22 protein-coding genes are annotated in these 25,560 nt (G+C 59.7%); 7 read left to right on the forward strand and 15 right to left on the reverse strand.

The window, feature by feature from the left end; genetic code table 11:
- Positions 1–53 precede the first annotated feature (53 nt).
- The 4 genes from J1G34_RS15120 to prfB all read right to left on the reverse strand — a co-directional run bounded on the left by J1G34_RS15120 (position 54) and on the right by prfB (position 4,909).
- The gene (locus J1G34_RS15120; protein ID WP_222994284.1) at positions 54–1,331 is read right to left on the reverse strand and encodes a flavohemoglobin expression-modulating QEGLA motif protein; all 1,278 of its coding nucleotides are present in this window, start codon (positions 1,329–1,331) and stop codon (positions 54–56) included.
- A gap of 35 nt (positions 1,332–1,366) precedes the next feature.
- Positions 1,367–2,083, reverse strand: a complete 717-nt coding sequence (locus J1G34_RS15125; protein WP_222994285.1) for a TetR/AcrR family transcriptional regulator — start codon at positions 2,081–2,083, stop codon at positions 1,367–1,369.
- Positions 2,084–2,249: 166 nt separating this feature from the next.
- Positions 2,250–3,752 (reverse strand): lysine--tRNA ligase, encoded by a 1,503-nt coding sequence (lysS, locus tag J1G34_RS15130; protein ID WP_222994286.1) that lies wholly within the window; start codon positions 3,750–3,752, stop codon positions 2,250–2,252.
- A 61-nt stretch (positions 3,753–3,813) separates the two neighbouring features.
- Positions 3,814–4,909 (reverse strand): peptide chain release factor 2 gene (gene prfB, locus J1G34_RS15135; protein ID WP_104501908.1). Its coding sequence is split into 2 segments (ribosomal slippage): positions 3,814–4,836 and positions 4,838–4,909, totalling 1,095 coding nucleotides; the frame shifts between segments, so codons are not numbered across the junction.
- A gap of 525 nt (positions 4,910–5,434) precedes the next feature.
- On the opposite strand from prfB, the gene J1G34_RS15140 reads away from it, so the two are divergent.
- A complete protein-coding gene (locus tag J1G34_RS15140) occupies positions 5,435–7,702 on the forward strand; it encodes an S-type pyocin domain-containing protein (protein ID WP_222994287.1) in 2,268 nt (755 codons plus the stop codon).
- 1 nt (position 7,703) lies between these two features.
- Positions 7,704–7,958, forward strand: a complete 255-nt coding sequence (locus J1G34_RS15145) for a bacteriocin immunity protein (protein WP_065891947.1) — start codon at positions 7,704–7,706, stop codon at positions 7,956–7,958.
- A 146-nt stretch (positions 7,959–8,104) separates the two neighbouring features.
- On the opposite strand, the gene J1G34_RS15150 is transcribed toward J1G34_RS15145, so the two are convergent.
- From J1G34_RS15150 to J1G34_RS15185, 8 genes are all read right to left on the reverse strand, one after another.
- Positions 8,105–9,106 (reverse strand): response regulator, encoded by a 1,002-nt coding sequence (locus J1G34_RS15150; RefSeq protein ID WP_065891946.1) that lies wholly within the window; start codon positions 9,104–9,106, stop codon positions 8,105–8,107.
- Positions 9,107–9,157: 51 nt separating this feature from the next.
- Entirely contained in the window at positions 9,158–10,168 is a 1,011-nt protein-coding gene (gene cheB, locus J1G34_RS15155; RefSeq protein ID WP_065886049.1) for a chemotaxis response regulator protein-glutamate methylesterase, read from the reverse strand.
- The gene (locus tag J1G34_RS15160; RefSeq protein WP_222994288.1) at positions 10,165–12,438 is read right to left on the reverse strand and encodes a hybrid sensor histidine kinase/response regulator; all 2,274 of its coding nucleotides are present in this window, start codon (positions 12,436–12,438) and stop codon (positions 10,165–10,167) included. The genes cheB and J1G34_RS15160 overlap by 4 nt, the downstream gene beginning before the upstream one ends.
- Positions 12,435–13,136, reverse strand: coding sequence for a chemotaxis protein CheW (locus J1G34_RS15165; protein WP_222994289.1), 702 nt, complete (start codon positions 13,134–13,136; stop codon positions 12,435–12,437). Before J1G34_RS15165 ends, J1G34_RS15160 begins: the two co-directional genes overlap by 4 nt.
- Entirely contained in the window at positions 13,133–14,392 is a 1,260-nt protein-coding gene (locus J1G34_RS15170; protein ID WP_065937243.1) for a CheR family methyltransferase, read from the reverse strand. The genes J1G34_RS15165 and J1G34_RS15170 overlap by 4 nt, the downstream gene beginning before the upstream one ends.
- A complete protein-coding gene (locus tag J1G34_RS15175) occupies positions 14,389–14,901 on the reverse strand; it encodes a chemotaxis protein CheW (protein WP_065886045.1) in 513 nt (170 codons plus the stop codon). The genes J1G34_RS15170 and J1G34_RS15175 overlap by 4 nt, the downstream gene beginning before the upstream one ends.
- Complete coding sequence (locus tag J1G34_RS15180; protein WP_065891941.1) at positions 14,901–16,523, reverse strand: methyl-accepting chemotaxis protein; 1,623 nt, start codon at positions 16,521–16,523, stop codon at positions 14,901–14,903. Before J1G34_RS15180 ends, J1G34_RS15175 begins: the two co-directional genes overlap by 1 nt.
- Before the next feature lie 164 nt (positions 16,524–16,687).
- Complete coding sequence (locus J1G34_RS15185) at positions 16,688–17,398, reverse strand: tellurite resistance TerB family protein (protein WP_065891940.1); 711 nt, start codon at positions 17,396–17,398, stop codon at positions 16,688–16,690.
- Positions 17,399–17,701: 303 nt separating this feature from the next.
- Between J1G34_RS15185 and J1G34_RS15190 the strand changes: the two genes are divergently transcribed.
- On the forward strand, positions 17,702–19,327 hold the full coding sequence (locus tag J1G34_RS15190; protein ID WP_065891939.1) for a glucan biosynthesis protein D: 1,626 nt from the start codon (positions 17,702–17,704) through the stop codon (positions 19,325–19,327).
- A 55-nt stretch (positions 19,328–19,382) separates the two neighbouring features.
- Here the strand turns inward: J1G34_RS15190 and J1G34_RS15195 are convergent, their stop codons facing one another.
- The 3 genes from J1G34_RS15195 to J1G34_RS15205 all read right to left on the reverse strand — a co-directional run bounded on the left by J1G34_RS15195 (position 19,383) and on the right by J1G34_RS15205 (position 23,013).
- Entirely contained in the window at positions 19,383–19,568 is a 186-nt protein-coding gene (locus J1G34_RS15195) for a hypothetical protein (protein WP_065886041.1), read from the reverse strand.
- Between the two features lie 284 nt (positions 19,569–19,852).
- A complete protein-coding gene (locus J1G34_RS15200) occupies positions 19,853–20,959 on the reverse strand; it encodes an NADH:flavin oxidoreductase/NADH oxidase (protein WP_065898185.1) in 1,107 nt (368 codons plus the stop codon).
- Positions 20,960–21,111: 152 nt separating this feature from the next.
- Positions 21,112–23,013, reverse strand: coding sequence for a potassium transporter Kup (locus J1G34_RS15205; RefSeq protein WP_065898186.1), 1,902 nt, complete (start codon positions 23,011–23,013; stop codon positions 21,112–21,114).
- Positions 23,014–23,379: 366 nt separating this feature from the next.
- Here J1G34_RS15205 and J1G34_RS15210 point away from each other — a divergent pair, with 366 nt between their 5' ends.
- From J1G34_RS15210 to J1G34_RS15225, 4 genes are all read left to right on the forward strand, one after another.
- Positions 23,380–23,670, forward strand: coding sequence for a type II toxin-antitoxin system RelB/DinJ family antitoxin (locus J1G34_RS15210; RefSeq protein ID WP_057723256.1), 291 nt, complete (start codon positions 23,380–23,382; stop codon positions 23,668–23,670).
- Entirely contained in the window at positions 23,636–23,950 is a 315-nt protein-coding gene (locus J1G34_RS15215) for a type II toxin-antitoxin system YafQ family toxin (RefSeq protein WP_065898188.1), read from the forward strand. The genes J1G34_RS15210 and J1G34_RS15215 overlap by 35 nt, the downstream gene beginning before the upstream one ends.
- A gap of 286 nt (positions 23,951–24,236) precedes the next feature.
- Positions 24,237–24,641, forward strand: a complete 405-nt coding sequence (locus J1G34_RS15220) for a hypothetical protein (protein WP_065937242.1) — start codon at positions 24,237–24,239, stop codon at positions 24,639–24,641.
- A 9-nt stretch (positions 24,642–24,650) separates the two neighbouring features.
- On the forward strand, positions 24,651–25,169 hold the full coding sequence (locus J1G34_RS15225; RefSeq protein ID WP_065898190.1) for a GNAT family N-acetyltransferase: 519 nt from the start codon (positions 24,651–24,653) through the stop codon (positions 25,167–25,169).
- Positions 25,170–25,560: the final 391 nt, after the last annotated feature.

Below are 25,560 nucleotides of genomic sequence, written 5' to 3' on the forward strand. Positions count from 1 at the left end.
TGAGTGAGATGAAATGGGCGGACGTGGGAGATCCCAGGTGAGTCGCCGTCCGGTCAAAGGATATTGGAATAGTCCGCCTCGATCCGGTCCAGGCTCAAATGGTTGAGGAAGTTGGAAAAGCACATCCATGCCGCCAGTGCGTTCATGTCGCGAAACTGTTCGGGCAGGTACTTGGGCGGCACGACCAGGCCTTCGTCGACCAGTTGACGCAAGGTGCGCATATCTTCGAGGGTGGTCTTGCCGCAGAACAGCAACGGCACCTGTTCCAGCTTGCCCTTGCGCACGGCCAGCTGGATGTAGTTGTAGACCATGATAAAGCCCTTGAGGTAGGACAAATCCTTGGTGAACGGCAGGCCGTTCGGCACCGAGCCACGGAACACCCGACTGGCGTTGCCGTAGCTTTCCGCCATTTCAAAGCCCTGCTCGCGGAAGAACTCGAACACCTGCAGGAAGTCCGCGCCCTCCTCCACCATATGGATGGCGCGGGTGCGGTTGGTCAGTTTGCGCAGCCGGCTGGGGTAGGAGGCAAACGTGATGATCTCCATCAGGATCGCCAGGCCTTCCTGGGTCACGGTGGACGAGGGCGGCCCCTTGGACAGGAACGTGCAGATCGGCTGGTTCTGGCCATTGAGGGTGGTGCCCACATGCACCAGGCCTTCGTGCACTTCCAGGGCGCGCACGTCACGGTCGTTGAACATCGCGTCGGCGCGGATCTTGATGTAGTCGGCGCCCGCGGCTGCGTCGGCGACGATGCCATCGGACTCGAATACGCGGATGGTCTCCTCGGCCTCGCCGAACACCTTGTTCAAGCGGGTCTGCAGCAGGCTCACCGCATCCTTGGCGGTCAGGGTCTTGGCTTCGTCCTTGAGGTCGCCCCGGCCATCGATGTTGTTCAGGTAGTCCGAAAGCATCAACCCCAGGTCCGCCAGCGTCGGGTCGCCGGCGTGGAAGGCGTCGGAAGCGGCGCCATAGAGTTCCTGGGAAATCAGGCCGAAGTCCTCGGTGCCACGGGCTTCGAGCATCCGCACGACCATGCGGTACTCCCGGCACATGCGGCGCATGATCTGCCCCACCGGGCTGAACTGGCCGAGGCGGCGGGTAATGTCGCGCTCGATGTTCTGGAACTCCAGCTTGACCGCGCTGGAATCGAACGACAGCGGCCGATTCAGGTAGTAATCGCGATCCACGGCGGGCATGGCCTTGCCCTTGGCCTTGAGAAAGCCCTGGCGAATGTTCTCGTCCCACTTCACCGCGTCGAGGACGCGGATCGGTGTTTGCGCCAGCACAATGCGATCGGACAAGCTGCGTATCGTCTGCTGGTAATCGTCCACCCGGTGCTTCCTCTTTGAACGTGGCCTTTCTGGTATCAGACTGAAGCCAATACCAGGTGCATGTAACGCTTGAGTATCTCCAGCATTTCTTCACCGGTCAGCGGCTCTGCGCCGCCCAACAGGCCCTGATATTCCATCCGACTGATAATCGCCGTCAACACCTTGGCATCCTGCTGCGGCTCGCGGGAGCCCAAGACCTGGAAAAACTGCCCGGTGCCTTGCAGCAGAATCTGTTGGTGAGAGCGTACCAGTTCGGCAAGGCGCGGATTGAGCAAGGCTTCCTGGCGGAAGGCCTGCTCGGCCATCAGGTATTCGCGACGGTTGATCAGTTGGCGCTGCACATAGTCGGCGGTCAGCCGCGCAATGTCATCGGCCAGCTGCGAGCGCGACGCCGGACTGCCGTCGCCGTAAGCGACCATCTCGCGCAGCAGGCCTTCGTTGCGCCCCCACAGCTTGCCCATGAATGCGGCGCTGCGTTCGACGTATTGGGCGAAGGTATCGGTGAGCAGGTCATCGATATCCTTGAAGTAGTAGGTGGTGGCCGACAACGGCACGCCGGCCTCCGCCGCCACGGCCCGGTGCCGCACGGCACGTACGCCGTCACGAACCACGATGCGCATGGCCGCATCGAGAATGTCCTGCCGGCGCTGTTCACTGCCCCGGCGGCTGGCCTTGCGGCCTTGGTACTGGACGCTATCGGCCACGGCAGCGGCAACGCCGGCGGCGCCTTCTTGAGCCATTACGCGGTTCACCACATTTCCCTCTTCTAAGTGTGACGCGCAGCGTCACAGGATGCATTCCCACGCAGAGCGTGGGAACGAGCAACCGATCAACAAAACCTGGCGCTATTTGTTTGACGCGAATTTACGCCACATAAAAAAGCCGCCTTATAAAAGGCGGCTTCGGATTTCGCTACGGTTAAGCTTGTGGCCGCATATGCGGGAACAAGATCACATCGCGGATCGACGGCGAGTTGGTCAACAGCATCACCAGCCGGTCGATGCCGATACCTTCACCGGCGGTGGGCGGCATGCCGTATTCCAGGGCCCGTACGAAGTCGGCATCGTAGTGCATGGCTTCGTCATCACCGGCGTCCTTGTCGGCCACCTGGGCCATGAAGCGCTCGGCCTGGTCTTCCGCGTCGTTGAGCTCGGAGTAGGCGTTGGCAATTTCGCGGCCACCGATGAACAGTTCGAAACGGTCGGTGACGTTCGGGTTGTCATCGTTGCGACGCGCCAGCGGCGACACTTCGAACGGGTACTGGGTAATGAAGTGCGGCTGTTCCAGCTTGTGCTCCACCAGCTCTTCAAAAATCATCACCTGCAATTTGCCCAGGCCTTCGAAGCCCAGCACTTTGGCGCCGGCCTTCTTGGCGATGGCGCGAGCCTTGTCGATGTCGTTCAGGTAGTCGGCGGTCAGCTCAGGGTTGTACTTGAGGATCGAGTCGAACACCGACAGACGCACGAACGGTTCACCGAAGTGGAACACCTTGTCGCCGTACGGCACGTCGGTGCTGCCCAGCACCAGCTGCGCCAGTTCGCGGAACAGCTCTTCGGTCAGGTCCATGTTGTCTTCGTAGTCGGCGTAGGCCTGGTAGAACTCCAACATGGTGAATTCAGGGTTGTGCCGAGTCGAGACGCCTTCGTTACGGAAGTTGCGGTTGATCTCGAACACCTTCTCGAAGCCGCCGACCACCAGGCGCTTGAGGTACAGCTCCGGCGCGATCCGCAGGAACATTGGCAGGTCCAGCGCATTGTGGTGGGTTTCGAACGGCTTGGCCGCGGCGCCACCGGGGATGGTCTGCAGCATCGGCGTTTCCACTTCCAGGAAGTCACGCTGGGCCAGGAAGCTGCGGATGTGGGCGATGACCTGCGAACGCACGCGGAAGGTCTGGCGCACGTCTTCGTTGACGATCAGGTCAACGTAGCGCTGGCGGTAGCGCTGCTCGGTGTCGGTCAGGCCGTGGTGCTTGTCCGGCAGCGGGCGCAGGGACTTGGTCAGCAGGCGCACGCTGGTCATCTCGACATACAGGTCGCCCTTGCCGGAACGGGCCAGAGTGCCCTCGGCTGCGATGATGTCGCCCATGTCCCAGGTTTTCACCGAGGCCAGGGTTTCTTCGGAAAGGGTCTTGCGGTTGACGTAGACCTGGATGCGCCCGGTCATGTCCTGGATCACCATGAACGAGCCACGGTTGAGCATGATGCGACCCGCCACCTTGACCGGGATCGCCGCTTCTGCCAGCTCTTCCTTGGTCTTGTCCGCGTACTCTTTCTGCAGGGCATCGCAGTAGTTGTCGCGGCGGAAGTCGTTGGGGAAGGCGTTACCCTTGGCGCGCTCGGCAGCAAGCTTTTCCTTGCGCAGGGCGATCAGGGAGTTTTCTTCCTGTTGCAGGGCTTGCGGGTCGAGTTGTTGGTCGCTCATGTCTTAAGTTTTCCATCAGGTTCGTTGTCCCCGGCCAGTGGCCGGGGATCGCCTACAATCTTTACAGCCCCGATTTCAGGCTGGCTTCCAGGTATTCGTCGATATCGCCGTCGAGCACCTTGTCGCAGTCACTGCGTTCGATGTTGGTGCGCAAATCCTTGATCCGCGACGCATCGAGCACGTAGGAACGGATCTGGTGCCCCCAGCCGATGTCCGACTTGGTGTCTTCCAGCGCCTGGGACGCGGCGTTGCGCTTCTGCATTTCCTGCTCGTACAACTTGGCCCGCAGCATTTTCATGGCGGTGTCCTTGTTGGCGTGCTGGGAGCGCTCGTTCTGGCAGCTGACCACGGTGTTGGTCGGTACGTGGGTGATACGCACGGCCGAGTCGGTGGTGTTTACGTGCTGGCCACCGGCACCGGAGGAACGGTAGGTGTCGATGCGCAGGTCGGCCGGGTTGATCTCGATTTCCACCTTGTCGTCGATCTCCGGGGAGACGAACACCGCCGAGAAGGACGTATGGCGACGGTTGCCGGAGTCGAACGGGCTCTTGCGCACCAGGCGGTGCACGCCGATCTCGGTACGCAACCAGCCAAAGGCGTATTCACCCTTGATGTGCACGGTCGCGCCCTTGATACCGGCCACTTCGCCGGCGGACAGCTCCATGATGGTCGCGTCGAAACCGCGCTTGTCGGCCCAGCGCAGGTACATGCGCAGCAGGATGTTGGCCCAGTCCTGGGCCTCGGTGCCGCCGGAACCGGCCTGGATATCCAGGTAGGCGTTGTTCGGGTCCATTTCGTGGCTGAACATGCGACGAAATTCAAGCTTGGCGAGGTTTTCCTCGAGACGGGCCAGCTCGGCGACAACATCGCCCACGGCGCTTTCGTCATCTTCCTCGACGGCCATGTCCAGCAGGTCACGGCAGTCGGCCAGGCCGGTGTTCAGTTCGTCGAGCGTGTCGACGATCTGCGCCAGCGCAGCGCGCTCGCGCCCCAGTTCCTGGGCGTACTCAGGTTTGTTCCAGACACTCGGATCTTCAAGCTCGCGATTGACTTCGGTCAGACGCTCATGCTTTTGATCGTAGTCAAAGATACCCCCGAATAGTTTCGGAGCGCTCGGACAGGTCCTTGATGGTGTTAAGGATCGGGTTGATTTCCATGGCGGGCAGCACTCGTTGGCGAACTTTTGAAAGCCGGCGAGTATAACGGCAAACGCCTGGAAACGGCAGTCCACCCGGCCGAAAAGGCCAAGGTTTGTACACAATCCCAAGACCGATGAAGAGCCCCCTCCCACGGGTTGGCGATACCCCGCGTTAGAAAACCAGCACTACTACTAGCCAAAACTACTAGCCAAAACTGACCGTTCATCTGTTTATACAAATATTCTGAAAATCAAAATTAGGGACTGCTTGGAAGACCACAAACCAGCCCACTTCAACAAAAACAAACAATTAGGTTTCTTTCAAAATTATCCTAAGACTTGAACTGCAAACATACAGGAATACAAACACACCAGTTTCAGAACCGTCTTACAAAGCCTCCTACAGACATCAAGTCAAACCAAAACGCCATCAGTTTTTAATTCCGCCCCTCTCAAATAAGTTTGATCAAAGCAACTGAGATTTTTCTTCAGGACGAACAAACTTTCGAACCCGATCACGCTTACATACGGACGGAGAGACCCCATGGCACAACAAGGGTGGCAGCCAGGACAACCGTTACAACTCAAACCGACAATAATTACCGCCGGGAGACGAAATACTTATTGGGGTGGTGAAGGTGGAGGCTACGTAGGAAGTGGAGATGGGTGGGGCCTTCAAGAGGGGCCACGTCGAGGCGAAGGAGACCGTAGCCGCTTCAAGCATTTTGACTTCCCTAGCACCACCGCCGATTTCATTGGAGAGCAAAAGTACAACCAATCCTTGATTGACGCAGAGTACAGTGCACGGTTTGCGACGCTCGCCGCTGAAACTGAACGCGAACTCACAGAAAAACAGCAAGCAGCGAAACTTTCACAGCCACTCACAGAAAGTGCCTCAGCCATTATCGATCAAAAAATCACATTTGAAATAATCGACGCAAAAAAAACCAAATACACACGTACTGCACCACTCATTTATGGGCTCTATGATCAAAGCCCTTTTTACCTGATGGAAAACCTAACCTATACAAAGCTACGTGAAACACTTGCCTCTTCTGACCCGATAACAAATCTGGGCGGCGCGTACGCACTTTACGACAACGTATGGAGGGCCGCACAGGAACTCAAGGCTCTCTCGCTCTCCATAGATATTCTGACTAAAAAACTTTCAGGGCTGGCAAAGACCAGGCAAGCGCTGGAGACCCACTTAGCCGAACATGATCCCGCCTGGACGAATTTACACATTGAGTATCTGAAGACCATTGCAGATGAATTGGACATTCACGTGCAGTTGCTGCCGGAATACCTGCAGGTGGAACTCGCTTCTCTTGCCGGTTCGGTCGTTGGATTGACACCCGACCAAACCCTCATGCTTTACAAAACCACGCTGGACAAAATGATCGAAGAAACGATGGCTGCGATCAAACCTATTGATCCACCGTTAGCCATAAACCAGAACGGGTTGATCATTTACTACGCCGCAGCCAACCCACTGGTTACACCGCCATTGAGCAAACCTGAGCTTGAAGGGCTGAAACAACTTATTTATCTGCAGCAGAACACCACGCTTGGCGTGAAATGGCTCAGTCATCATGATTTTGTGCTCAAGTCAGAGTCCGCGAGGTATCTGGCCAATGCCTCCAATGCAATCAGTGACCTCGCAGAACGTGCGCAGCAGGTAGCAACGGCGCAGGCGCGTATTGAAGCGGTACGAGTAGCCAATACCTATCGCCTGTCGGGCCCCGCTTCTGCGACTCAAGCGGTAGTCATGACCTCAGTTGGGACTATCGCTACAGCGGAAGGGATTACTGTCACGCTGCAAGCCGCCATTCGTGCAGCCGTGGCCGCATTGACGGAGTTGGTTGCCAGTACCTCCAGTGGCTTAATGGTAGGTGTTTCAGCTCTGATCTATTCCCCAAAACTCGCGAATGGAGAGCTTCCAGAGCGTTATGCGCTTGGCACACCGGTCTCAACCTTCGTAGCAGACCTTAACGAGTCAACGATAACCTCGGCAGTCAACGGCACAATTGACCTTCCGGTTCGCATGAGCTCGAAGACGGCTGCGGATGGGCGCTCACAAGTATTCGTGGTCAACGCCGACGGTACAAGCGTGCCTTCCAAGGTCAAGGTGGTTGCTGCGACCTATGATCCAGCGCAGAAGGTGTACACCGTTACTACGGGTGACGCTCCACCAAAATTCTTGATCTGGACACCTGTCGTCGTCCCTGGGAATAGCTCAACAACACTGCCCGCTAATCAGTCTGAGCCGTCCATTTATATTGGTGCTACGGTCACTCCGGTTGAAGGCAGAATTGATTCGTTTCCAGGAGTCAGTGAGGCGAGCTTTGATGACTTCATAACAGTCTTCCCTATAGATTCAGGACTACCTCCGCTCTACATAATGTTCAGGGATCGGCGGGAAGATCCCGGAATTGTGACAGGTGGCGGGCAAGCTGTAACGGGTTCTTGGCTAGGAGCGGCCTCACAAGGTGAAGGTGCCCCTATACCATCGCAAATTGCCGATAACTTAAGAGGCCAGGAATTTAAAAATTTCAGAGCGTTTCGCGAAGCCTTCTGGAAATCGATTGCGAACGACTCGGAACTGGCGAATCAGTTCAACCGTCAAAACCTACTAAGAATACTTAACGGCAAAGCCCCATATACGAGCAAACTTGAGCATGCAGGAAAATCTGGTAAATTCGAGCTCCACCATAAGATATTCATCTCCAAAGGCGGAGAAATTTTCGACATAGACAACATCTACATAGTCACTCCAAAACTCCACAAACAAATTCATGGCAAAGGTGATTAGGATGAAAACTTCAATTTCCGAGTACACAGAAACCGAATTTTTAGAATTCGTAATTTCCCTTTGTGACGCGAGTGCTCGTACTGAGGAAGAAGATGACGAAATGCTATTAGAGTTCACGCGCCTTACAGAACATCCTGACGGATCAGATCTCGTCTACTATCCAAGAGCTGACAGAGAAGACAGCCCGGCGGGCATTGTAGAAGAAGTTAAACAGTGGCGTGTGGCTAATGGCAAGCCTGGATTTAAAATAGAATAATCTCTCTGCTACCTCCTGCCATCGACTCTACATAGATGGCGGGCTTCTTCGTCCAACCACGTTCATGTGCACTTAATTTGGATGAATACCAAGCTCACAATGTGGGAGGGAAGCCCCTCCCACATTTAATGGGTTACAGTCTGAACTCACTCGATGCCGACTTGATTACGCCCATTATGCTTGGCCATATACAGTCCCTTGTCCGCCGCCATGATCAACTGCCGGCAATCGGTGCCCTGTACGGGTGTCAACGTCGACAGGCCAATGCTGATGGTCAGGCTCGAACCTTCCGCCGGCGCGATATGCGGGATTTTCAGGGCGGCCACCGCCATGCGCAGTTTTTCCGCCACCAGCCGCGCACCGCCCGGCGAGGTGTTGGGCAGCACCAGCGCGAACTCTTCGCCGCCATAGCGTGCCGGCAGGTCCGAGGGACGGCTGCTGGCTTCGCGGATGGTATTGGCGACTTTGCGCAAGGCCTCGTCACCCTCGACGTGGCCAAAACTGTCGTTGTAGGTCTTGAAGAAGTCCACATCGATCATCAGCAAGGAGAGCTGGGTCTGGTCGCGCATGGCTCGGCGCCATTCCAGTTCCAGGTATTCGTCGAAGTGGCGCCGATTGGACAGCCCGGTCAGGCCATCGGAGTTCATCAGCCGTTGCAGCACCAGGTTGGTGTCCAGCAACTGTTGCTGGCTGACCCGCAGCGCACGGTAAGCCGCGTCGCGCTGCAACAGGGTCATGTAGGAGCGCGAGTGATAGCGAATGCGCGCCACCAGTTCGATATTGTCCGGCAGCTTGACCAAGTAATCGTTGGCCCCGGCCGCAAACGCTGCGCTCTTGATCAGCGGGTCTTCCTTGGTGGAAAGCACGATGATCGGGATATTCGCCGTGGCCGGGTGATTGCGGTACTCGCGCACCAGGGTCAAGCCGTCGAGGCCGGGCATGACCAGGTCCTGCAGGATCACGGTCGGCTTGATGCGAATTGCCTGCGCGATCGCCTGGTGCGGGTCGGCGCAAAAGTGGAAATCGATGTTTTCTTCATGGGCCAGGCCGCGCCGCACAGCTTCGCCGATCATGGCCTGGTCGTCGACCAGCAGCACCATGGCGGCGTTTTCGTCGGTCTTGAAGTCGTCAAGTTGTAGATCATTCATGTGCGGTCACCTGAATTACGCCTGCAAACCAGCACGGCGGGAGATTGTCGATCATGTTGCAAAGACCTCCTGCAATCGCGGCGCAATTCTTTCCAGTGGGCGAATTTCAACAGCGGCGTCAATCGCCGCCGCTGCTTTGGGCATCCCATACACCGCCGAACTCGACTGGTCTTGGGCGATGGTCAAATATCCTTGTTCGCGCATCAACTTGAGGCCCTGGGCGCCGTCGCGCCCCATGCCGGTCAGCAGTACGCCGACGGCGTCACCGATCCAATAGCTGGCGACACTTTCGAAAAACACGTCGATGGACGGCCGGTAAATCTCGTTCACCGGCTCTGCGGTATAGGCTAGCGTGCCATTTTTCAACAAGCGAATATGGTGGTTGGTACCGGCCAGCAAGACCACGCCGCTCTGCGGTGGCTCACCCTCTCGCGCCAGGCGCACCGGCAGGCCGGACGCACTGCTCAACCACTCGGCCATGCCCGCGGCGAACACCTGGTCCACATGCTGGACCAGCACGATGGCGGCGGGAAAGTTGCGGGGCAATCCCTTGAGCAGGACTTCCAGAGCAGCCGGGCCGCCCGCCGAAGAACCGATCGCCACCAGGCTCTGGCGTTTGCCGGTGCTGCGCTCGGGCGCGGTTTCGGCGCGCACACGGCTACCGCGCTGGCCGATCAGCCAGCCGATATTGAGGATCTTGCGCAACAACGGGGCTGCCGCATCCCTGGGGTTGCCCACGCCGAGTGCCGGGGTGTCCACCACATCCAGGGCGCCGTGGCCCATGGCTTCGAACACCCGGCTCATATTGGCCTGGCGGTCGACGGTCACCAGCAGAATCGCGCAGGGCGTCTCGGCCATGATCTGCCGCGTGGCCTCCACGCCGTCCATTACCGGCATGATCAAGTCCATCAGGATCAGGTCCGGCAGCCGTTCGGCACAGCGCTGTACCGCTTCCAGGCCATTACTGGCCACCCATACCACCTCGTGCGCGGGTTCCAGGTTCAAGGCGCGCCGCAACGCCTCGACGGCCAGGGGCATGTCATTGACGATCGCAATCCTCATGCCCGGGCGCCCCCGATCAGCTCAACCACGGCGTCGAGCAAGGCATCGTCGTGGAAGCTGGCTTTGGCCAGGTAATAGTCGGCGCCGGCGTCGAGGCCTCGGCGTCGGTCTTCTTCCCGATCCTTGTAGGAAACCACCATCACCGGCAACGATTGCAGGCGACTGTCACGGCGCAAGAGTGTGACCAATTCAATACCGTCCATGCGAGGCATATCAATATCAGTGATAAGCAGGTCGAAATCCTCGGAACGCAATGCGTTCCAGCCATCCATGCCATCGACCGCAACGGCCACTTCATAACCGCGATTGAGTAATAACTTGCGTTGCAGCTCACGCACGGTCAGCGAGTCGTCCACCACCAGCACCCGCTTGCGCGGTGCCTCGGTGGCCTGCTGGGTGCGCCGGGAGATACGTTCCAGGCGGCCGGTGTTGAGCAACTTGTCCACCGAACGCAGCATGTCCTCCACGTCGACGATCAGGACCACCGAGCCATCGTCGAGCAAGGCGCCGGCGGAAATATCCTGGACCTTGCCCAGGCGATCATCCAGCGGCAATACCACCAGGGTGCGCTCACCGATAAAGCGCTCGACGGCGATCCCATACACGGCATCGCGCTCGCGTATCACCACCACTTTCAAGGTATCGCCAGGGGTTTGCCCCGGTGGACGCTGCAACAGCTGACTGGCGGCGACCAGGCCGACATGCCGGCCCTCGTGCCAGAAATGCTGGCGACCTTCCAGTTGCACAATGTCCTCGGGCGCCAGGTCGCACATGCGTTCGATGTGTGCCAGCGGGAAGGCGTAGGCCTCTTCACCGACCTCCACCACCAGGCTGCGCACCACCGACAAGGTCAACGGCACCTCAAGATGAAAGCGACTGCCCTGCCCCGCCGTCTGCTCCAGCACCACGGCGCCGCGCAGTTGACGCACCATATGCTGCACCGCATCCAGGCCGACGCCGCGACCGGACACTTCGGTCACCTTGTCGCGCAGGCTGAACCCCGGCAGGAACAGGAACGTGAGCAGTTCTTCCTCGCTCAGGCGCAACGCGGTCTCCACGGGGGACAGGTGCCGGTCGACAATGGTGCCGCGCAGGCGCTCAAGGTCGACGCCGTTACCGTCATCGCTCAACTCCAGCACCAGCAAGCCGGCTTGATGGGATGCGCGCAGGCGAATCAAGCCTTCCGCTGGCTTGCCCGCCAGCAGCCGCTGCTCGGGCATTTCGATGCCGTGATCGACGGCATTGCGTAATAAATGCGTGAGTGGCGCCTCGAGCTTTTCCAGCACATCGCGGTCGACCTGGGTCTTTTCGCCCTCGATCTCCAGGCGCACTTGCTTGCCCAGGCTGCGGCCAAGGTCACGCACCATGCGCACCTGCCCGGCCAGCACGTCGGCAAACGGGCGCATGCGACAGGCCAACGCGGTGTCGTAAAGCACCTGGGCGCGCTGGCCGGCCTGCCAGCCGTACTCGTCCAGCTCGGCGTTCTTCTGCGCCAGCAGCGCCTGGGCCTCACTCAACAAGCGGCGGGTATCGGCCAGGGCTTCCTGGGCTTCAAGATTCAGGTCGATGACCTTGAGGTGGCCGTCCAGGGTATCCAAGGCGCGCAGGCTGTTGCTTTGCAGGCGCTTGAGGCGCTGCAGGCTGGCCAGGTAGGGCTTGAGTCGCTGGGTTTCCACCAATGACTTGCTGGACAGGTCCAACAGGCTGTTCAAGCGTTCGGCCGTGACCCGCAGCACGCGCTCACCGCCTTCGGTCATGCGTTTGCCGTGGCGCGGCGGCTCGCTGATGACGGCGGGCGCCGGCTCAGGTTCGGGCGCCGGCGCTTCGATCACCGGCATGGGAGCCGGTTCGGGTTTCGGCGCGACCATGGCGCTGGGTTGCGACGGGTCCAGCAAGCGCTCCATCAGCGCCACATAGGCCTGGATATCCGCCGCCCCTACGTTATTGCCCGGGGTGGCGATGCGCATCAGCAAATCCGTGCCCTGCAGCAACGCGTCGATATGCTCGGGCTGCAGGTACAAGCGCGCTTCCTGGGCGCTGACCAGGCAGTCTTCCATGACATGGGCCACGCTGACGCCGGCATCCACCCCGACAATCCGCGCCGCGCCCTTGAGCGAGTGCGCGGCGCGCATGCAGGCCTCAAGCTGGTCGGCCTGGGTCGGGTTGCGTTCCAGGGCCAGCAGGCCTGCACTGAGCACCTGGGTCTGCGCATCGGCTTCCAGACTGAACAGTTCCAACAGCGAGGCATCGCGCATCTGGTCGGGGGTCATGCGAGGCTCCGGGTCACGGCGGACAACAATTGAGCCTCGTCCAGCCAACGCAGGCTGCGGCCTTTCCACTGCAATACACCCTGGGTGAAACGCGCGCTGGCCTGGGTACCGGAGGCCGACGCGGCGCTCAAGGTGCGCTCATCGATGGCATGGATGCCATCCACTTCGTCCACCGGCACGACCACCGGGCCATCCTGCGCCGCAATGATCAGCATGCGCGGCATGATGCGCCCGCCGGTGGCGCCGGTACTGGCGCTGTCCAGGCCGAGCAGTTCCACCAGCGACAGGCAGGCCACCAATGCGCCGCGTACGTTGGCCACGCCCAGCAAAGCCCGGGAGCGCTGGTGCGGCAAGGAGTGGATCGGTTGCAGGGGCGCGACTTCCACCAGGCAACGGGTCGCGATGCCCAGCCACTCCTCGCCGAGGCGGAACATCAGCAAGGAGCGGGTGACCACCTGGCTGTCGAGCTCGCCGGCGGCTTGTGCGGGACGCTCGTCCTGCGCCAGCGCATAGCGGTCGAGCAGGCGCGTGGCCGCGGCCGAATACACCGAGCAGTTACGGCAATGGATGTGCTCCACCAGCAAGGGGCAGGATTTGTCGCCATGGATGCCGATGCGGTTCCAGCAGTCGTCGATGGCTTGGGTGTCGGCCAGGGTCAGGTCCAGGCCAGCGGTATCCAGCGCGTCAGGGCTACTCATCGTTTGGACTCACTGTCAGCTCGCTCGCTACGCGCGGCGCGCGCCTGCAAACGACGCGCCCCCGCACTGTCGCCCTGGGACTCGAGCAACGCGGCCAGGTGCATCAAGGCCTGCGGATGCTGCGGTTCCAGGTATAAGGCTTTACGGTAATACCCTTGGGCTTGCGGGGCGTTGCCGGCTACATCGCTGAGCAAGCCCAGCCAGTAGAACACCTGGGCCACCGGCGGATGGCTGCCCAGATAGCGTTCGCACGCAGCGCGGGCCTCGGCACTCTTGCCCTCATTGGCCAAGGTGGCGATCTGGTTGAGCAGCTCGCCGGCCTCCGTATGCGCTGCCTTGACCGGCGCCGCCTGGGCGCCAACCGTACTGAACGGGCGCGGCTTGAGCGTAACAGGCGCCGCACTGCGCGGCGGCGTGGGTGCCGGTATCGGTGCAAACACCGGGGCTGGCGCGACCGACTCCGCGTGCCGGCTGAACGCAAAGGATTGCGGCACACCAATCGAACGCATGCCATGGCGTCCCAGCAGGCTGCCTTCGGCCGGGCCGATAAACAACACGCCGTCCACGTGGGTCAGTTCCTTGAGCACATCGAAGACTTGCTTCTGGGTGGGCTGATCGAAATAGATCAGCAGGTTGCGACAGAACACAAAATCATAACTGGACTCATTGGCCAACAGCGCCGGGTCGAGCAGGTTGCCGACTTGCAGGCGTACTTGCTCGCGCACCCGGTCGGCGATGCGGTAGGCGCCGCCGTCTTCAGTGAAATGACGGTCGCGAAATTCAAGGTCGGCACCGCGAAAGGAGTTCTTGCCGTACACACCGCGGCGGGCACGCTCCACGGACAACGGGCTGACGTCCATCCCTTGCACTTTGAACTGGTGCGGCGCCAGGCCGGCGTCGAGCAGGGCCATGGCAATCGAATAGGGCTCTTCGCCGGTGGAACACGGCAGGCTGAGAATGCGCAAGGCGCGCATCTGCTTGATCTCGGCCAGGCGTGCATGGGCCAGGCGGGCCAGGGTCGCAAAGGACTCGGGGTAGCGGAAAAACCAGGTCTCGGGAACGATCACCGCTTCGATCAGCGCCTGCTGCTCATCGTGGGAGCTTTGCAGGAGCTGCCAGTACGCGTCCGCTGTGGGCGCCTGGGACAGCTGGCAACGCTGGCGCACCGCACGCTCAATGATCGCCTCGCCCACCGACGCGACGTCCAGGCCGATACGTTCCTTCAGGAAGGCCGAGAAGCGCGGATCACTGCTCATAGGCTCAACTCGCTGGAAAACAGCAACGCACGCACGTCATCGCTCAACAACTCGGCCACGCCGATCCATTGCATCAAGCCCAGCGCATCTTCGCGCACCGGCCCCAGGTAGGGCGCCTGGCGGTTATCCAGGCCATAGGGCTGGAACTCGGCGGGGTCGCACCGCAGGGTGTCGGTGGCCTGCTCCAGGATCAGGCCCAGCCACCGCGCCTGGCTCCCGGCTTGTGGCTGATAATTGACCAGCACCAGCCGCGTACTCGTACGGGCCTGGGCCACGGTACCGAAGGTCAGCGCGCTCAGGTCGATCACCGGCACCAGCGCGCCGCGATGGGCAAAGATGCCCGCCACCCACACAGGTGCCTGGGCGATGGGTTTGAGCGGCAGGCGCGGCAGTACCTCGACCACTTCCGTGGCCTTGAGGGCAAAGCGCTCAGTGCCGATGTGGAACACCAGGAACAACGCCTTTTTCGCTGCCGTAACGGCGCCGCGTTTAGCCGCGAAGTCGCTCATCAGACTTTGAAACGCGACACGCCGCTGCGCAGACCCACCGCGACCTGGCTCAGTTCATCGATGGCAAAGCTGGCCTGGCGCAGGGACTCGACGGTCTGGCTGCTGGCATCCCCCAACTGCACCAGCGCGTGGTTGATCTGCTCGGCGCCGGTGGCCTGGGCCTGCATGCCTTCATTGACCATCAACACCCGCGGCGCGAGGGCCTGCACCTGGTGGATGATTTGCGACAGTTGCTCGCCCACTTGCTGCACCTCGAACATGCCGCGGCGCACTTCCTCGGAGAACTTGTCCATGCCCATCACGCCCGCCGACACCGCCGACTGGATCTCGCGCACCATCTGCTCGATGTCGTACGTCGCGACGGCGGTCTGGTCGGCCAGGCGGCGTACTTCGGTAGCGACCACGGCAAAACCGCGCCCGTACTCACCGGCTTTCTCGGCTTCAATGGCAGCGTTGAGGGACAGCAGGTTGGTCTGGTCAGCCACTTTGACGATGGTCACTACCACCTGATTGATGTTGCCGGCCTTTTCATTGAGGATCGCCAGCTTGGCGTTGACGAGGTCGGCGGCGCCCATGACCGAATGCATGGTTTCTTCCATGCGTGCCAGGCCCTGTTGACCGGAACCGGCGGCGACCGAAGCCTGGTCGGCGGCAGTCGACACTTCGGTCATGGTGCGCACCAGGTCCTTGGAGGTCGCGGCGATTTCACGCGATGTGGCGCCGATTTCAGTGGTGGTGGCGGCGGTTTCGGTGGCCGTGGCCTGTTGCTGCTTGGAGGTGGCGGCAATCTCGGTCACCGAGGTGGTGACCTGCACCGACGAACGCTGCGCCTGGGAGACCAGCGCGGTCAGCTCGGTCATCATGTCGTTGAAGCCGGTTTCGACCATATTGAATTCGTCATTGCGCTCCAGGTTCAGGCGCTTGCTCAGGTCGCCCGTGCGCATGACTTCGAGGATATCGACGATGCGCTTCATCGGCGCCATGATTGCGCGCATCAACAGCAGGCCACAGAGCGCGGCGGCAAGCACCGCCAGCAGCAGCGAGACGCCCATGCTGATCTTCGCGGCCTCGACCGCGTCATCGATGGCGGCGGTGGCCTCGTCGGCGACCTGCTTGTTCTGTTGGATGATGTCATTGAGCTTCATGCGGCCTGCGACCCAGACGGGCGTCAGTTGCTCGCTGAACAACCTGACCGCCTCGGCGGCGTTGTTGCTCTGCTGAGCCTGGAGCACTTGGGCGAGGATCTGGTTGTAGTTCTGATGCATTTTTTCGAAGGCATCGAACTCGCTGCGGTCCTGGGTGAAATTGATCGTCTGGGCGTAGTCGGCCATGTATTTCTCAAGGCGAGCCTCGAAGGACTTGTAGTCCTGCTTGTCCTCCTCGGAAATGCCCTGGTTTTTGTGGATGCCCACCAATTCCTGGGTTTGCAGGTAGCTGTCGACCCAGGCGCTGCGAATCATCGAGCTGAAAAACACGCCAGGCACAGCGTCATCGCGCACGGAGCTCTCACTGGTTTCGATTTTCAACAGGCGCGAATACGAGAGCACGACCATCAGCAGCATGATCGCGATAATTACCGCAAAGCTCGCCAAAATCCGTTGGCGCAGGGTCCAGTTCTTCACAGTAATTCCTCGCAGATCCATTCAAATGGAGGGGAGTATAGCTGAGCGATGGCGTGTATTAACCAATGGTTTGCGGGGACACTGCAGGCGCCCTGGCGCTTTGAACCAAGCCGGGTTTGAAGGTGGGAGCAGGCCCGCTCCCACCTGTGGACAGGTAGGCGGTTTTATTCGAGGTTAAGGCGCACCTGTTTCTCCAGCTCCGCCTTCAGGCCCGGCTCCAGCTTCAGCTGGCGCGCCAGTTCGTCCAGGTAGGCCTTCTCCATGAAGTTTTCCTCGTCCACCAGCATCACACTGGCGATGTACATCTCGGCGGCCATTTCCGGAGTACCGGCGGCGCGGGCGACATCGGCCGGGTCGAGGGGTTTGTTCAACTCGGCGTGCAGCCAGGCTTGCAGTTCGCGGTCATTGTCGAGCTTGGTGAACTCGCCTTCGATCAACGCCCGCTCACGCTCATCCACATGCCCGTCGGCCTTGGCGGCAGCGACCAGCGCCTTGAGAATGCCCTGGCTGTGTTGCTCGACCTGGGCCGGCGGCAGACGATCAATGGTTTGCGGCTCGCCCTGGGGCGCGCTGGCCTGTTGTGCCTGCCAGTTGCCGTAGGCTTTGTAGGCAATGACTCCCAACGCGGCCAGGCCTCCGTAGGTCAGGGCCTTGCCGCCGAACTTGCGCGCCTTCTTATTGCCCATCAGCAAGCCCATGGCTCCGGCCGCCAAGGCACCGCCGCCTGCGCCACCGAGCAGACTGCCGAGCCCGCCACTGCCAAGCAGCCCGCCAAGGGCGCCTTTGTCAGTTGATTGACGCTGGCCGCCGGCCTTGTTCTGCAACATATCCTGGCCAGACTTGAGCAACTGATCGAGCAATCCACGGGTATTCATTCGTAGCCTCCAGACACTTGGGTTCGTAGGACCAATAGGCCCTCAGCGTAAAACTAAGTGCCAAAAACGCTCTATCTAGAGTGCTTCCAGATGTAACGCCCTGCCCTGGCGTCGGAAATGTCTTGTTGCACAGCGGCGCCATCATGCTGCCATCAATGATTTTTCCTTCACCATCGAACCGCTTAAGCTATCCGGCGTCTGTTTATTGTCCGTTGCGTTTGGCCGAAGGCATGTCCGAACCGTTATTTCTGATCCGTTACGTGCCAGGAACGGCGCGGGATTCGCTCACGACAGGTTGTCTCTATGCACCGCAGGAATTTGCTCAAAGCGTCCATGGCCATTGCGGCCTACACCGGTTTGTCGGCCAGTGGCCTGCTGGCCGCGCAGGCCTGGGCCGGGAACCGTGCCGCCGACGGCAAGGCCGTGGCATTCGATTTCGACACGCTCAAGGCCCAGGCCAAACAGCTCGCCGGCGCCGCCTACAAAGACACCCGGCAAGTGCTGCCGCCCACGCTGGCAACCATGACCCCGCAGAACTTCAACGCCATTGGCTACGACGGCAACCATTCGCTGTGGAAGGAACTGAACGGGCAACTGGACGTGCAGTTTTTTCACGTCGGCATGGGCTTCAAGACGCCGGTGCGCATGCACAGTGTCGACCCCAAGACCCGCGAGGCCCGCGAAGTGCATTTTCGCCCTTCGCTGTTCAACTATGAAAAAACCACGGTTGACACCAAACAGCTGACCGGCGACCTGGGCTTCTCCGGGTTCAAACTGTTCAAGGCGCCGGAGCTTGACCGCCATGATGTGCTGTCGTTCCTGGGTGCCAGCTACTTTCGCGCCGTCGACTCCACCGGCCAGTACGGCCTGTCGGCGCGCGGCCTGGCGATCGACACCTACGCGAAAAAACGCGAGGAATTCCCCGACTTCACCCAGTTCTGGTTCGAAACCCCGGACAAGGACGCCACCCGCTTCGTGGTCTACGCCCTGCTCGATTCCCCCAGCGCCACCGGCGCCTATCGCTTCGATATCGACTGCCAGGCCAATCAAGTGGTGATGGCGATCGATGCCCATATCAATGCGCGCACCGCCATCGAACAATTGGGCATTGCGGCCATGACCAGCATGTTCAGTTGCGGAACCCACGAACGCCGGATGTGCGACACCATCCACCCGCAAATCCACGACTCGGACCGCCTGGCCATGTGGCGCGGCAACGGTGAGTGGATTTGCCGTCCGCTGAACAACCCGGCCAAGCTGCAGTTCAACGCCTTCGCCGACACCAACCCGAAAGGCTTCGGCCTGGTGCAGACCGACCACGAGTTCGCCAGCTATCAAGACACTGTGGACTGGTACAGCAAGCGCCCCAGCCTCTGGGTAGAACCCACCACCGCCTGGGGCGAAGGCTCGATTGACCTGCTGGAAATCCCGACCACCGGGGAGACCCTGGATAATATCGTGGCCTTCTGGACCCCGAAAAAACCGGTGATGGCCGGTGATTCGCTCAACTACGGCTACAAGCTCTACTGGAGCGCCCTGCCGCCGGTGAGCACGCCGCTGGCCCAGGTCGACGCGACCCGTTCGGGCATGGGCGGATTTACCGAAGGCTGGGCCCCAGGCGAGCATTACCCTGAGGTGTGGGCACGCCGCTTTGCGGTGGACTTCAAGGGCGGTGGTCTGGACCGTTTGCCAGCCGGCACGGGCATCGAGCCGGTGGTCACCTGCTCGCACGGCGAGGTGAAAGACTTCAGCGTGCTAGTGCTCGACAATATCAAGGGCTATCGCATTCTGTTCGACTGGTACCCCACCAGTGACAGCGTGGAGCCGGTAGAGCTGCGTCTGTTTATCCGCACCCAGGACCGTACTCTGAGTGAGACTTGGCTGTATCAGTATTTCCCGCCTGAGCCGGCGAAGCGTAAATACACCTGAGACGGCGGCCCACGCTGTGGGAGCAATGCGCTCCCACACGGTGTCCGCCCACCCTTCAAAACCGCGACACGGTTTTCATCGCCCCAATCAAATACCGCATCGCAACCTGATCGCTCTCGGTCAGGGTGCGATAATGCGCCAGCAGTTCGACTTCATCCGAACTCAACCTGCGGCCACGCAAGGACATCCTGCGGATCAGAAAAGACGCCATCACACCCGCTACACCATAGGACTTGGCCATGGACTGCTTCTCCTGATATCGATCCAATACTCCTGCTGCCCATTATCCCCGTGACGTGAAGCGGACTGACTTCCTGGGCCGAAAATCAGGCTTACCTTAAGCGTAGAAACAATCTGGTTACGTGTGGGATTTTTTTAGAGTATTCACTTAAATAATTGCTTCGGTAATAAATACCTACAACCCTTTCTCACGCCTTCACCGACCACTCAGATCAATCCGCATCATAACCACGAGCAAAAAAAACCCACCGTGTCAGGGTGGGTTGTGTGGGTATACGCTAAGGGTCAATCCCTGAGATCCGATTCATGAATCGGCTGGTCGCGGTGCGTCGCCCGTTGATATTGCGCCGGCCAGATCGCCTTGCGCCCGCCCAGGTCATCGTCGGCATGCAGCGGCCAGTACGGGTCGCGCAACAATTCGCGGGCCAGGAAGATGATGTCGGCCTGGCAGGTGCGCAGGATATGTTCGGCCTGGGCCGGTTCGGTGATCATGCCGACCGTGCCGGTGGCGATGCCCGACTCCTTGCGTACCCGCTCGGCAAAGCGCGTCTGGTAACCGGGGCCGGTGGGGATTTCGGCGTTGGCGGCGGTGCCGCCGGAGGACACGTCGATCAAGTCCACGCCCAGGTCTTTCAGGCGGCGCGCCAGTTCCACGGTTTCATCGGGGTTCCAGCCGTCTTCCACCCAGTCGGTGGCTGACACGCGCACAAACAGCGGTAGGTTCTGGGGCCAGACTTCGCGCACCGCGCGGGTCACCTCCAGCACCAGGCGAATGCGGTTTTCGAAGGAGCCGCCGTATTGGTCCTGGCGCTGGTTACTGATGGGCGACAGAAACTGATGCAGTAGGTAACCGTGGGCGGCATGGATCTCCACCACTTCGAAACCGGCGGCCAGGGCACGCTTGGCGGCGGCGACAAAATCGGCGATCACTTGGCGGATCTGTGCTTCATCCAGCGGCTTGGGTTGCGTGTGCTGAGGGTCGAATGCGATAGGCGACGGGCCTACCGGAACCCAGCCACCGTCCTCTGGCTTGACGCTGCCATGCTTGCCGATCCACGGCCGATAAGTGCTGGCCTTGCGCCCGGCGTGCGCCAGTTGAATACCGGCCACCGCGCCTTGCGCCGCAATAAAGCGTGTAATGCGTTGCAACGGTTCGATCTGTTCGTCTTTCCACAACCCCAGGTCCTGGGCGGTGATGCGGCCATCGGCGGTCACGGCGGTGGCTTCGGTGAAGATCAGCCCGGCGCCGCCCACGGCACGGCTGCCCAGATGCACCAGGTGCCAGTCGTTGGCCAGGCCATCATCGCTTGAGTATTGGCACATCGGTGATACCGCGATGCGGTTCAGCAGGGTGAGTTGACGCAGGGTATAGGGTTCGAGCAGCTGACTCATGGCGCACCTCTTCGGGTTCTGTGGGCAAGCTCCAAGGCTCTCTTCATGGTGCTTAGAGCCTAGTCGACAACGACCGATCGCACAGGGTTCCAGAGGTAAAGGGCTCCAGAGGTAAACCGGGAGCCGATTGCCGGCCCCCGTGCTGCAGCGCCTTACATCTCGACCTGAGTGCCCAGCTCGATCACCCGATTGACCGGGAGTTTGAAGAAGCGCAGGTTGCCGTTGGCATTCTTCAACATGAACGCGAACAACGCTTCGCGCCAGCGCGCCATGCCTTTGATGCGCGAGGCGATCACGGTTTCGCGGCTGAGGAAGTAGGTGGTGCGCATCGGGCTGAAATCCAGTTCGTCCAGATGGCACAGTTTCAGCGCCTCGGGCACGTCCGGCTCATCGGTAAAACCAAAGTGCAGGATCACCCGGAAGAACCCCTCGCCATAGGCGTCCACTTCGAAACGCCGCGTCGCGGGCACACGCGGGATGTCTTCGTAGACCACGGTCAGCAGCACCACCTGCTCGTGCAACACCTGGTTATGCAACAGGTTGTGCAGCAGCGCATGGGGTACGGCGTCGGGGCGCGCCGTAAGAAATACCGCTGTGCCCTGCACGCGATGGGGCGGCTGCACGCGGATACTGCCGATAAATATCGGCAGCGGCAGGCCGCCCTCGTCGAGGCGCTCGACGAGCAATTGTTTGCCGCGCTTCCAGGTGGTCATCAGCACGAACAGCACGATCCCCGCCAACACCGGAAAGGCGCCGCCCTGGATGATCTTCGGCACGTTGGCGGCAAAGTACAGCCCGTCCACCAACAGACAGCAGAGCAACACCGGCACCGCCAGCACCGGCGGCCATTTCCACAGCAGCAGCATCACCGCAGACACCAGAATCGTGGTCATCAGCATGGTGCCGGTCACCGCCACGCCATAGGCGGACGCCAACGCACCGGAGGATTCAAAACCCAGCACCAGCAGGATCACGCCCACCATCAGCGACCAGTTCACCGCGCCAATATAGATCTGGCCCTGTTCGGCGCTGGAGGTATGTTGAATATGCATGCGCGGGATATAACCCAGCTGGATGGCCTGGCGCGTCAGCGAGAACGCACCGGAAATCACCGCCTGGGAGGCAATCACGGTAGCCAGGGTCGACAGCACCACCAGCGGGATCAGCGCCCAGCTCGGTGCCAGCAGGTAGAACGGGTTGCGGGCCGCTTCCGGATCGCCCAGCAACATGGCGCCCTGGCCGAAATAGTTGAGCACCAGCGCCGGCAGCACCAAAATGAACCAGGCACGGGCGATGGGTTTGCGGCCGAAGTGGCCCATGTCGGCATACAACGCTTCGGCGCCGGTCAGTGCCAGCACCACCGCGCCGAGGATGGCCACGCCGATGCCGGGATGAGCCTCGAAGAAGCGCACGGCCCACATCGGGTTCATGGCGCTGAGCACCTCAGGGTGCAGGGTGATGCCATACACGCCAAGGCCGCCCAGCACCAGGAACCAGGTCACCATCACCGGCCCGAACAGTTTGCCGATGCGGTCAGTGCCGTGTTTCTGGATAAGGAACAGCGCCACCAGAACCACCAGCGCGATGGGCACGACCCATCGTTCCAGGCCGTCGAACGCCAGCTCAAGGCCCTCCACGGCCGACAACACCGAAATCGCCGGGGTGATCATGCTGTCGCCGTAGAACAGCGCCGCGCCGCACAAGCCGCACACCACCAGGAAACTGCGCAATTTCCTGCGCTCCCCCGCCGCACGACGTGCCAGGGCGGTCAGCGCCATGATGCCGCCTTCGCCCTGGTTGTCGGCGCGCAGCACGAACAGCATGTATTTGATCGACACGACCCAGATCAGCGACCAGAAGATCAGCGCCAGGATCCCCAACACCCCGTCATGGTTGACCTGCACCCCATAACCGCCATTGAACACCTCTTTAAGGGTGTAGAGCGGGCTGGTCCCGATATCGCCATACACCACCCCGACCGCTGCTACCAGCATGCCAATCGGCTTGGCGTTCGAATGCTCGGCACCCGCTGCCTGACTACTTGCCTGACCCATCAACCACTCCTGCCCTTTGACCTGAGGTCGCTTATAAACAACGTGCTCAAACTGACCGTAGCATGCGCTGTTTTACTTCTCGTAACAGACGTTTTGTTGACCTTCGGATTTTACCTACGCGCAACGGCGCGAAGCATAGCGCAGCGCTGGTCGCATTTCTCTGCATTAAAACAGGCGTCTTTTTGCCTGCATTGACGTCACTGAGTACCAACGCTACGTTTTCGCGTGTTAAAGGCACCGTGATTCCGACGTATGGGGGGCCGGGCGTCACGCTTGGAGCAAAAAGCGTTTGCTCGGTTTTGACGGGTTGATCCATACTCAAGACGTAGCCACAACGTAGCTACATTTTTGATAGGGAGTCACGATATGTCTGCATTACTGAAAACCACTGATGTGCGTTGTCGCATAGACGAGGATTTGAAGGAGCGTGCCACTGCTGTGCTCAATGCCTGTGGGCTTAGCCTCAGTGACGCCATGCGTCTTTTCCTCCGTCAGGTAGTGACGACGCAAGGGCTGCCTTTCGAGGTACGCATCCCTTCGGAGAAAACCGCTCGCGCCATGAAGCAAGCGCATGCTATCCGTCGCCAGTTCGACTCGATCGATGACATGCTAAGGGACGCCGATGGCGAAGCAGGAGAAGAAGCAAAAACGCGCTGACATACCCAAGCAATGCGCACAGACACCTGAGTTTAAAAAATCCTGGGAGCGCTATAAACGCGCCGGGCGTCGAGACATGAGTGAGGTCAGGGTAGTGATGGTTTCGCTTTTTTTGGGCGAACAACTACCCGCCGAGTATCGAGACCATGCGCTCACCGGAAACTGGGACGGGTTCAGAGAATGCCATATTGGTGGTGATTTCCTGCTGATTTACGAACATTCACGGGCTGACCTGATCACCTTTGTAGACTTGGGGAGCCACGCTGAATTATTTGCTTAGGCATTGGGGTATTGAAGAGCACAGCGCTCGTCGCATTTCCCCGCATAAAGCTGGTCAAGCGCGCTGCCCGCCCTTCACGGTGGCGGCGTCATTCGATACCGAGGTTAGACATGTCCACCACCATCGAAAAAGCCAACCCCAAGGTTGGCTTTGTTTTCCTGGGTTGCCCCTAAGATCTTTACTCTACACTTTCATTTTCTTGATCTTTAGTAACACCCCCTTAAAGGCAAGGCCATAGGCGGTTAGCAAAAATGGGATAGAATGAAGGCTGACGGAGGAATACAGAGTGAACAAAGCAGCTCAGCAAAAAAAACATACCCGAATTACGCACGGCAAAATGGTGTCAGTGACCATTCGTGGCCGGAACGGAAGCTTCAAGGCTCTCCTTTCAAGCGCGGACGATGTGGTTGAACGGCATGTCACGAAAAGCCTCTCGAGCAGCGTGTTGAATCAAAAAGACTCAACGCATCGTCCAATGCGTGCGCCCCACCTGTCGGGCCTTGAACGCGATCTGGAAGAGTTGAAGAAGGTTGTTGCAGCACTGGCCGTGCGCTCTGTCGCGCATGAAGAGAAGGCCGCTGATTTTGATGTCGAGGGCATAACCGTGCTTGACGCCAACACAGCGTACCAACTGTTAGATAATCCCCCTGAGCCCACTGACACACTCCGCAACCTGCTGGCCTTGCGCTAAGGGCTTTCAATGGATTTCATCACCGTCGACTTCGACAGGTCGATTGACCGCTCTGCATTTGATTGCGGGCCGCACCCAGCCTTGAACACGTACATTGCCCAGCACGCAGGGCAAGACCAAAAGCGAAACGTCTCCCGCACATTCATGTACGTCGAAGATGGGGCACTGCTGGGCTATTACACCCTAGCGAATGCCTCTGTAGCCCTGCAAGAGTTAAGCGATGACCAAAAAAAGAAAATGCCTCGGTATCCTATGCCGGCAGTGCTTTTGAGTCGTCTGGCGATCGACAAGGGCACTCAAAGCAAGGGACTCGGCCAGAGATTGATGTCTGACTTCTTCCGTCGCGTGTACACGGTTTCCAAGCAGTCTGGTGTAGCGTTTGTGATCGTCGATGCAAAAGACCAAGATGCTGCGGATTACTACCAGCGTAAGTTAGGGTTTGTGCCATCCACGAATAACCCCCTTCGCTTGGTACTTTCTACCGCAACCTTCATCCAGACGTTAGAAAGTAACTTGCCGCAGGCATAGCTCGTACCTGGTCATCCACAGGCCAGCAATGTGCACATTTGTGCAAACCGGTGAACCTGGAACATTTGGCGATAGACCACGTAAACCGTGGTCTTCCTTCTCCCAAGCCATCTACCAAGCTTTGACTTAGAGCGCCTTTGCGCAAAAGAGCTCGCCAGCAGTGCTTTGACTTATGCGGTGAATAAAGCGTCTTGAAGGAGTCAGGCAACGTTTAAGCGAGAGCTTTATGTGCATATGCTGGTCACACAGATGCGGTGCAAGGGCGTGCCGCTTACACCTCAAGAAAGGCGTCGTTACCCGCCCATAGCAGGAGACATGCGCGTAGACTCGGCGATATCCGGCGAGTTAGGGCGCAGCTCTAATATCCGACGCATGTACGGATAATTGCCGA

Source organism: Pseudomonas sp. Wu6, assembly GCF_019891515.1.
In the GTDB taxonomy this organism is placed as follows: Bacteria; Pseudomonadota; Gammaproteobacteria; order Pseudomonadales; family Pseudomonadaceae; genus Aquipseudomonas; species Aquipseudomonas orientalis_A.

What these genes read in the sequence shown, in the direction of transcription:
- cheB (WP_065886049.1), bottom strand. Translation starts at nt 10,168, where the DNA reads ATGAGGATTGCGATCGTCAATGACATGCCCCTGGCCGTCGAGGCGTTG.
- J1G34_RS15140 (WP_222994287.1), top strand. Translation starts at nt 5,435, where the DNA reads ATGGCACAACAAGGGTGGCAGCCAGGACAACCGTTACAACTCAAACCG.
- J1G34_RS15150 (WP_065891946.1), bottom strand. Translation starts at nt 9,106, where the DNA reads ATGAATGATCTACAACTTGACGACTTCAAGACCGACGAAAACGCCGCC.
- J1G34_RS15205 (WP_065898186.1), bottom strand. Translation starts at nt 23,013, where the DNA reads ATGGGTCAGGCAAGTAGTCAGGCAGCGGGTGCCGAGCATTCGAACGCC.
- J1G34_RS15190 (WP_065891939.1), top strand. Translation starts at nt 17,702, where the DNA reads ATGCACCGCAGGAATTTGCTCAAAGCGTCCATGGCCATTGCGGCCTAC.
- lysS (WP_222994286.1), bottom strand. Translation starts at nt 3,752, where the DNA reads ATGAGCGACCAACAACTCGACCCGCAAGCCCTGCAACAGGAAGAAAAC.
- J1G34_RS15165 (WP_222994289.1), bottom strand. Translation starts at nt 13,136, where the DNA reads ATGAGTAGCCCTGACGCGCTGGATACCGCTGGCCTGGACCTGACCCTG.
- J1G34_RS15185 (WP_065891940.1), bottom strand. Translation starts at nt 17,398, where the DNA reads ATGAATACCCGTGGATTGCTCGATCAGTTGCTCAAGTCTGGCCAGGAT.
- J1G34_RS15175 (WP_065886045.1), bottom strand. Translation starts at nt 14,901, where the DNA reads ATGAGCGACTTCGCGGCTAAACGCGGCGCCGTTACGGCAGCGAAAAAG.
- J1G34_RS15160 (WP_222994288.1), bottom strand. Translation starts at nt 12,438, where the DNA reads ATGACCCCCGACCAGATGCGCGATGCCTCGCTGTTGGAACTGTTCAGT.
- J1G34_RS15145 (WP_065891947.1), top strand. Translation starts at nt 7,704, where the DNA reads ATGAAAACTTCAATTTCCGAGTACACAGAAACCGAATTTTTAGAATTC.
- J1G34_RS15195 (WP_065886041.1), bottom strand. Translation starts at nt 19,568, where the DNA reads ATGGCCAAGTCCTATGGTGTAGCGGGTGTGATGGCGTCTTTTCTGATC.
- J1G34_RS15225 (WP_065898190.1), top strand. Translation starts at nt 24,651, where the DNA reads ATGGATTTCATCACCGTCGACTTCGACAGGTCGATTGACCGCTCTGCA.
- J1G34_RS15170 (WP_065937243.1), bottom strand. Translation starts at nt 14,392, where the DNA reads ATGAGCAGTGATCCGCGCTTCTCGGCCTTCCTGAAGGAACGTATCGGC.
- J1G34_RS15215 (WP_065898188.1), top strand. Translation starts at nt 23,636, where the DNA reads ATGGCGAAGCAGGAGAAGAAGCAAAAACGCGCTGACATACCCAAGCAA.
- J1G34_RS15200 (WP_065898185.1), bottom strand. Translation starts at nt 20,959, where the DNA reads ATGAGTCAGCTGCTCGAACCCTATACCCTGCGTCAACTCACCCTGCTG.
- J1G34_RS15210 (WP_057723256.1), top strand. Translation starts at nt 23,380, where the DNA reads ATGTCTGCATTACTGAAAACCACTGATGTGCGTTGTCGCATAGACGAG.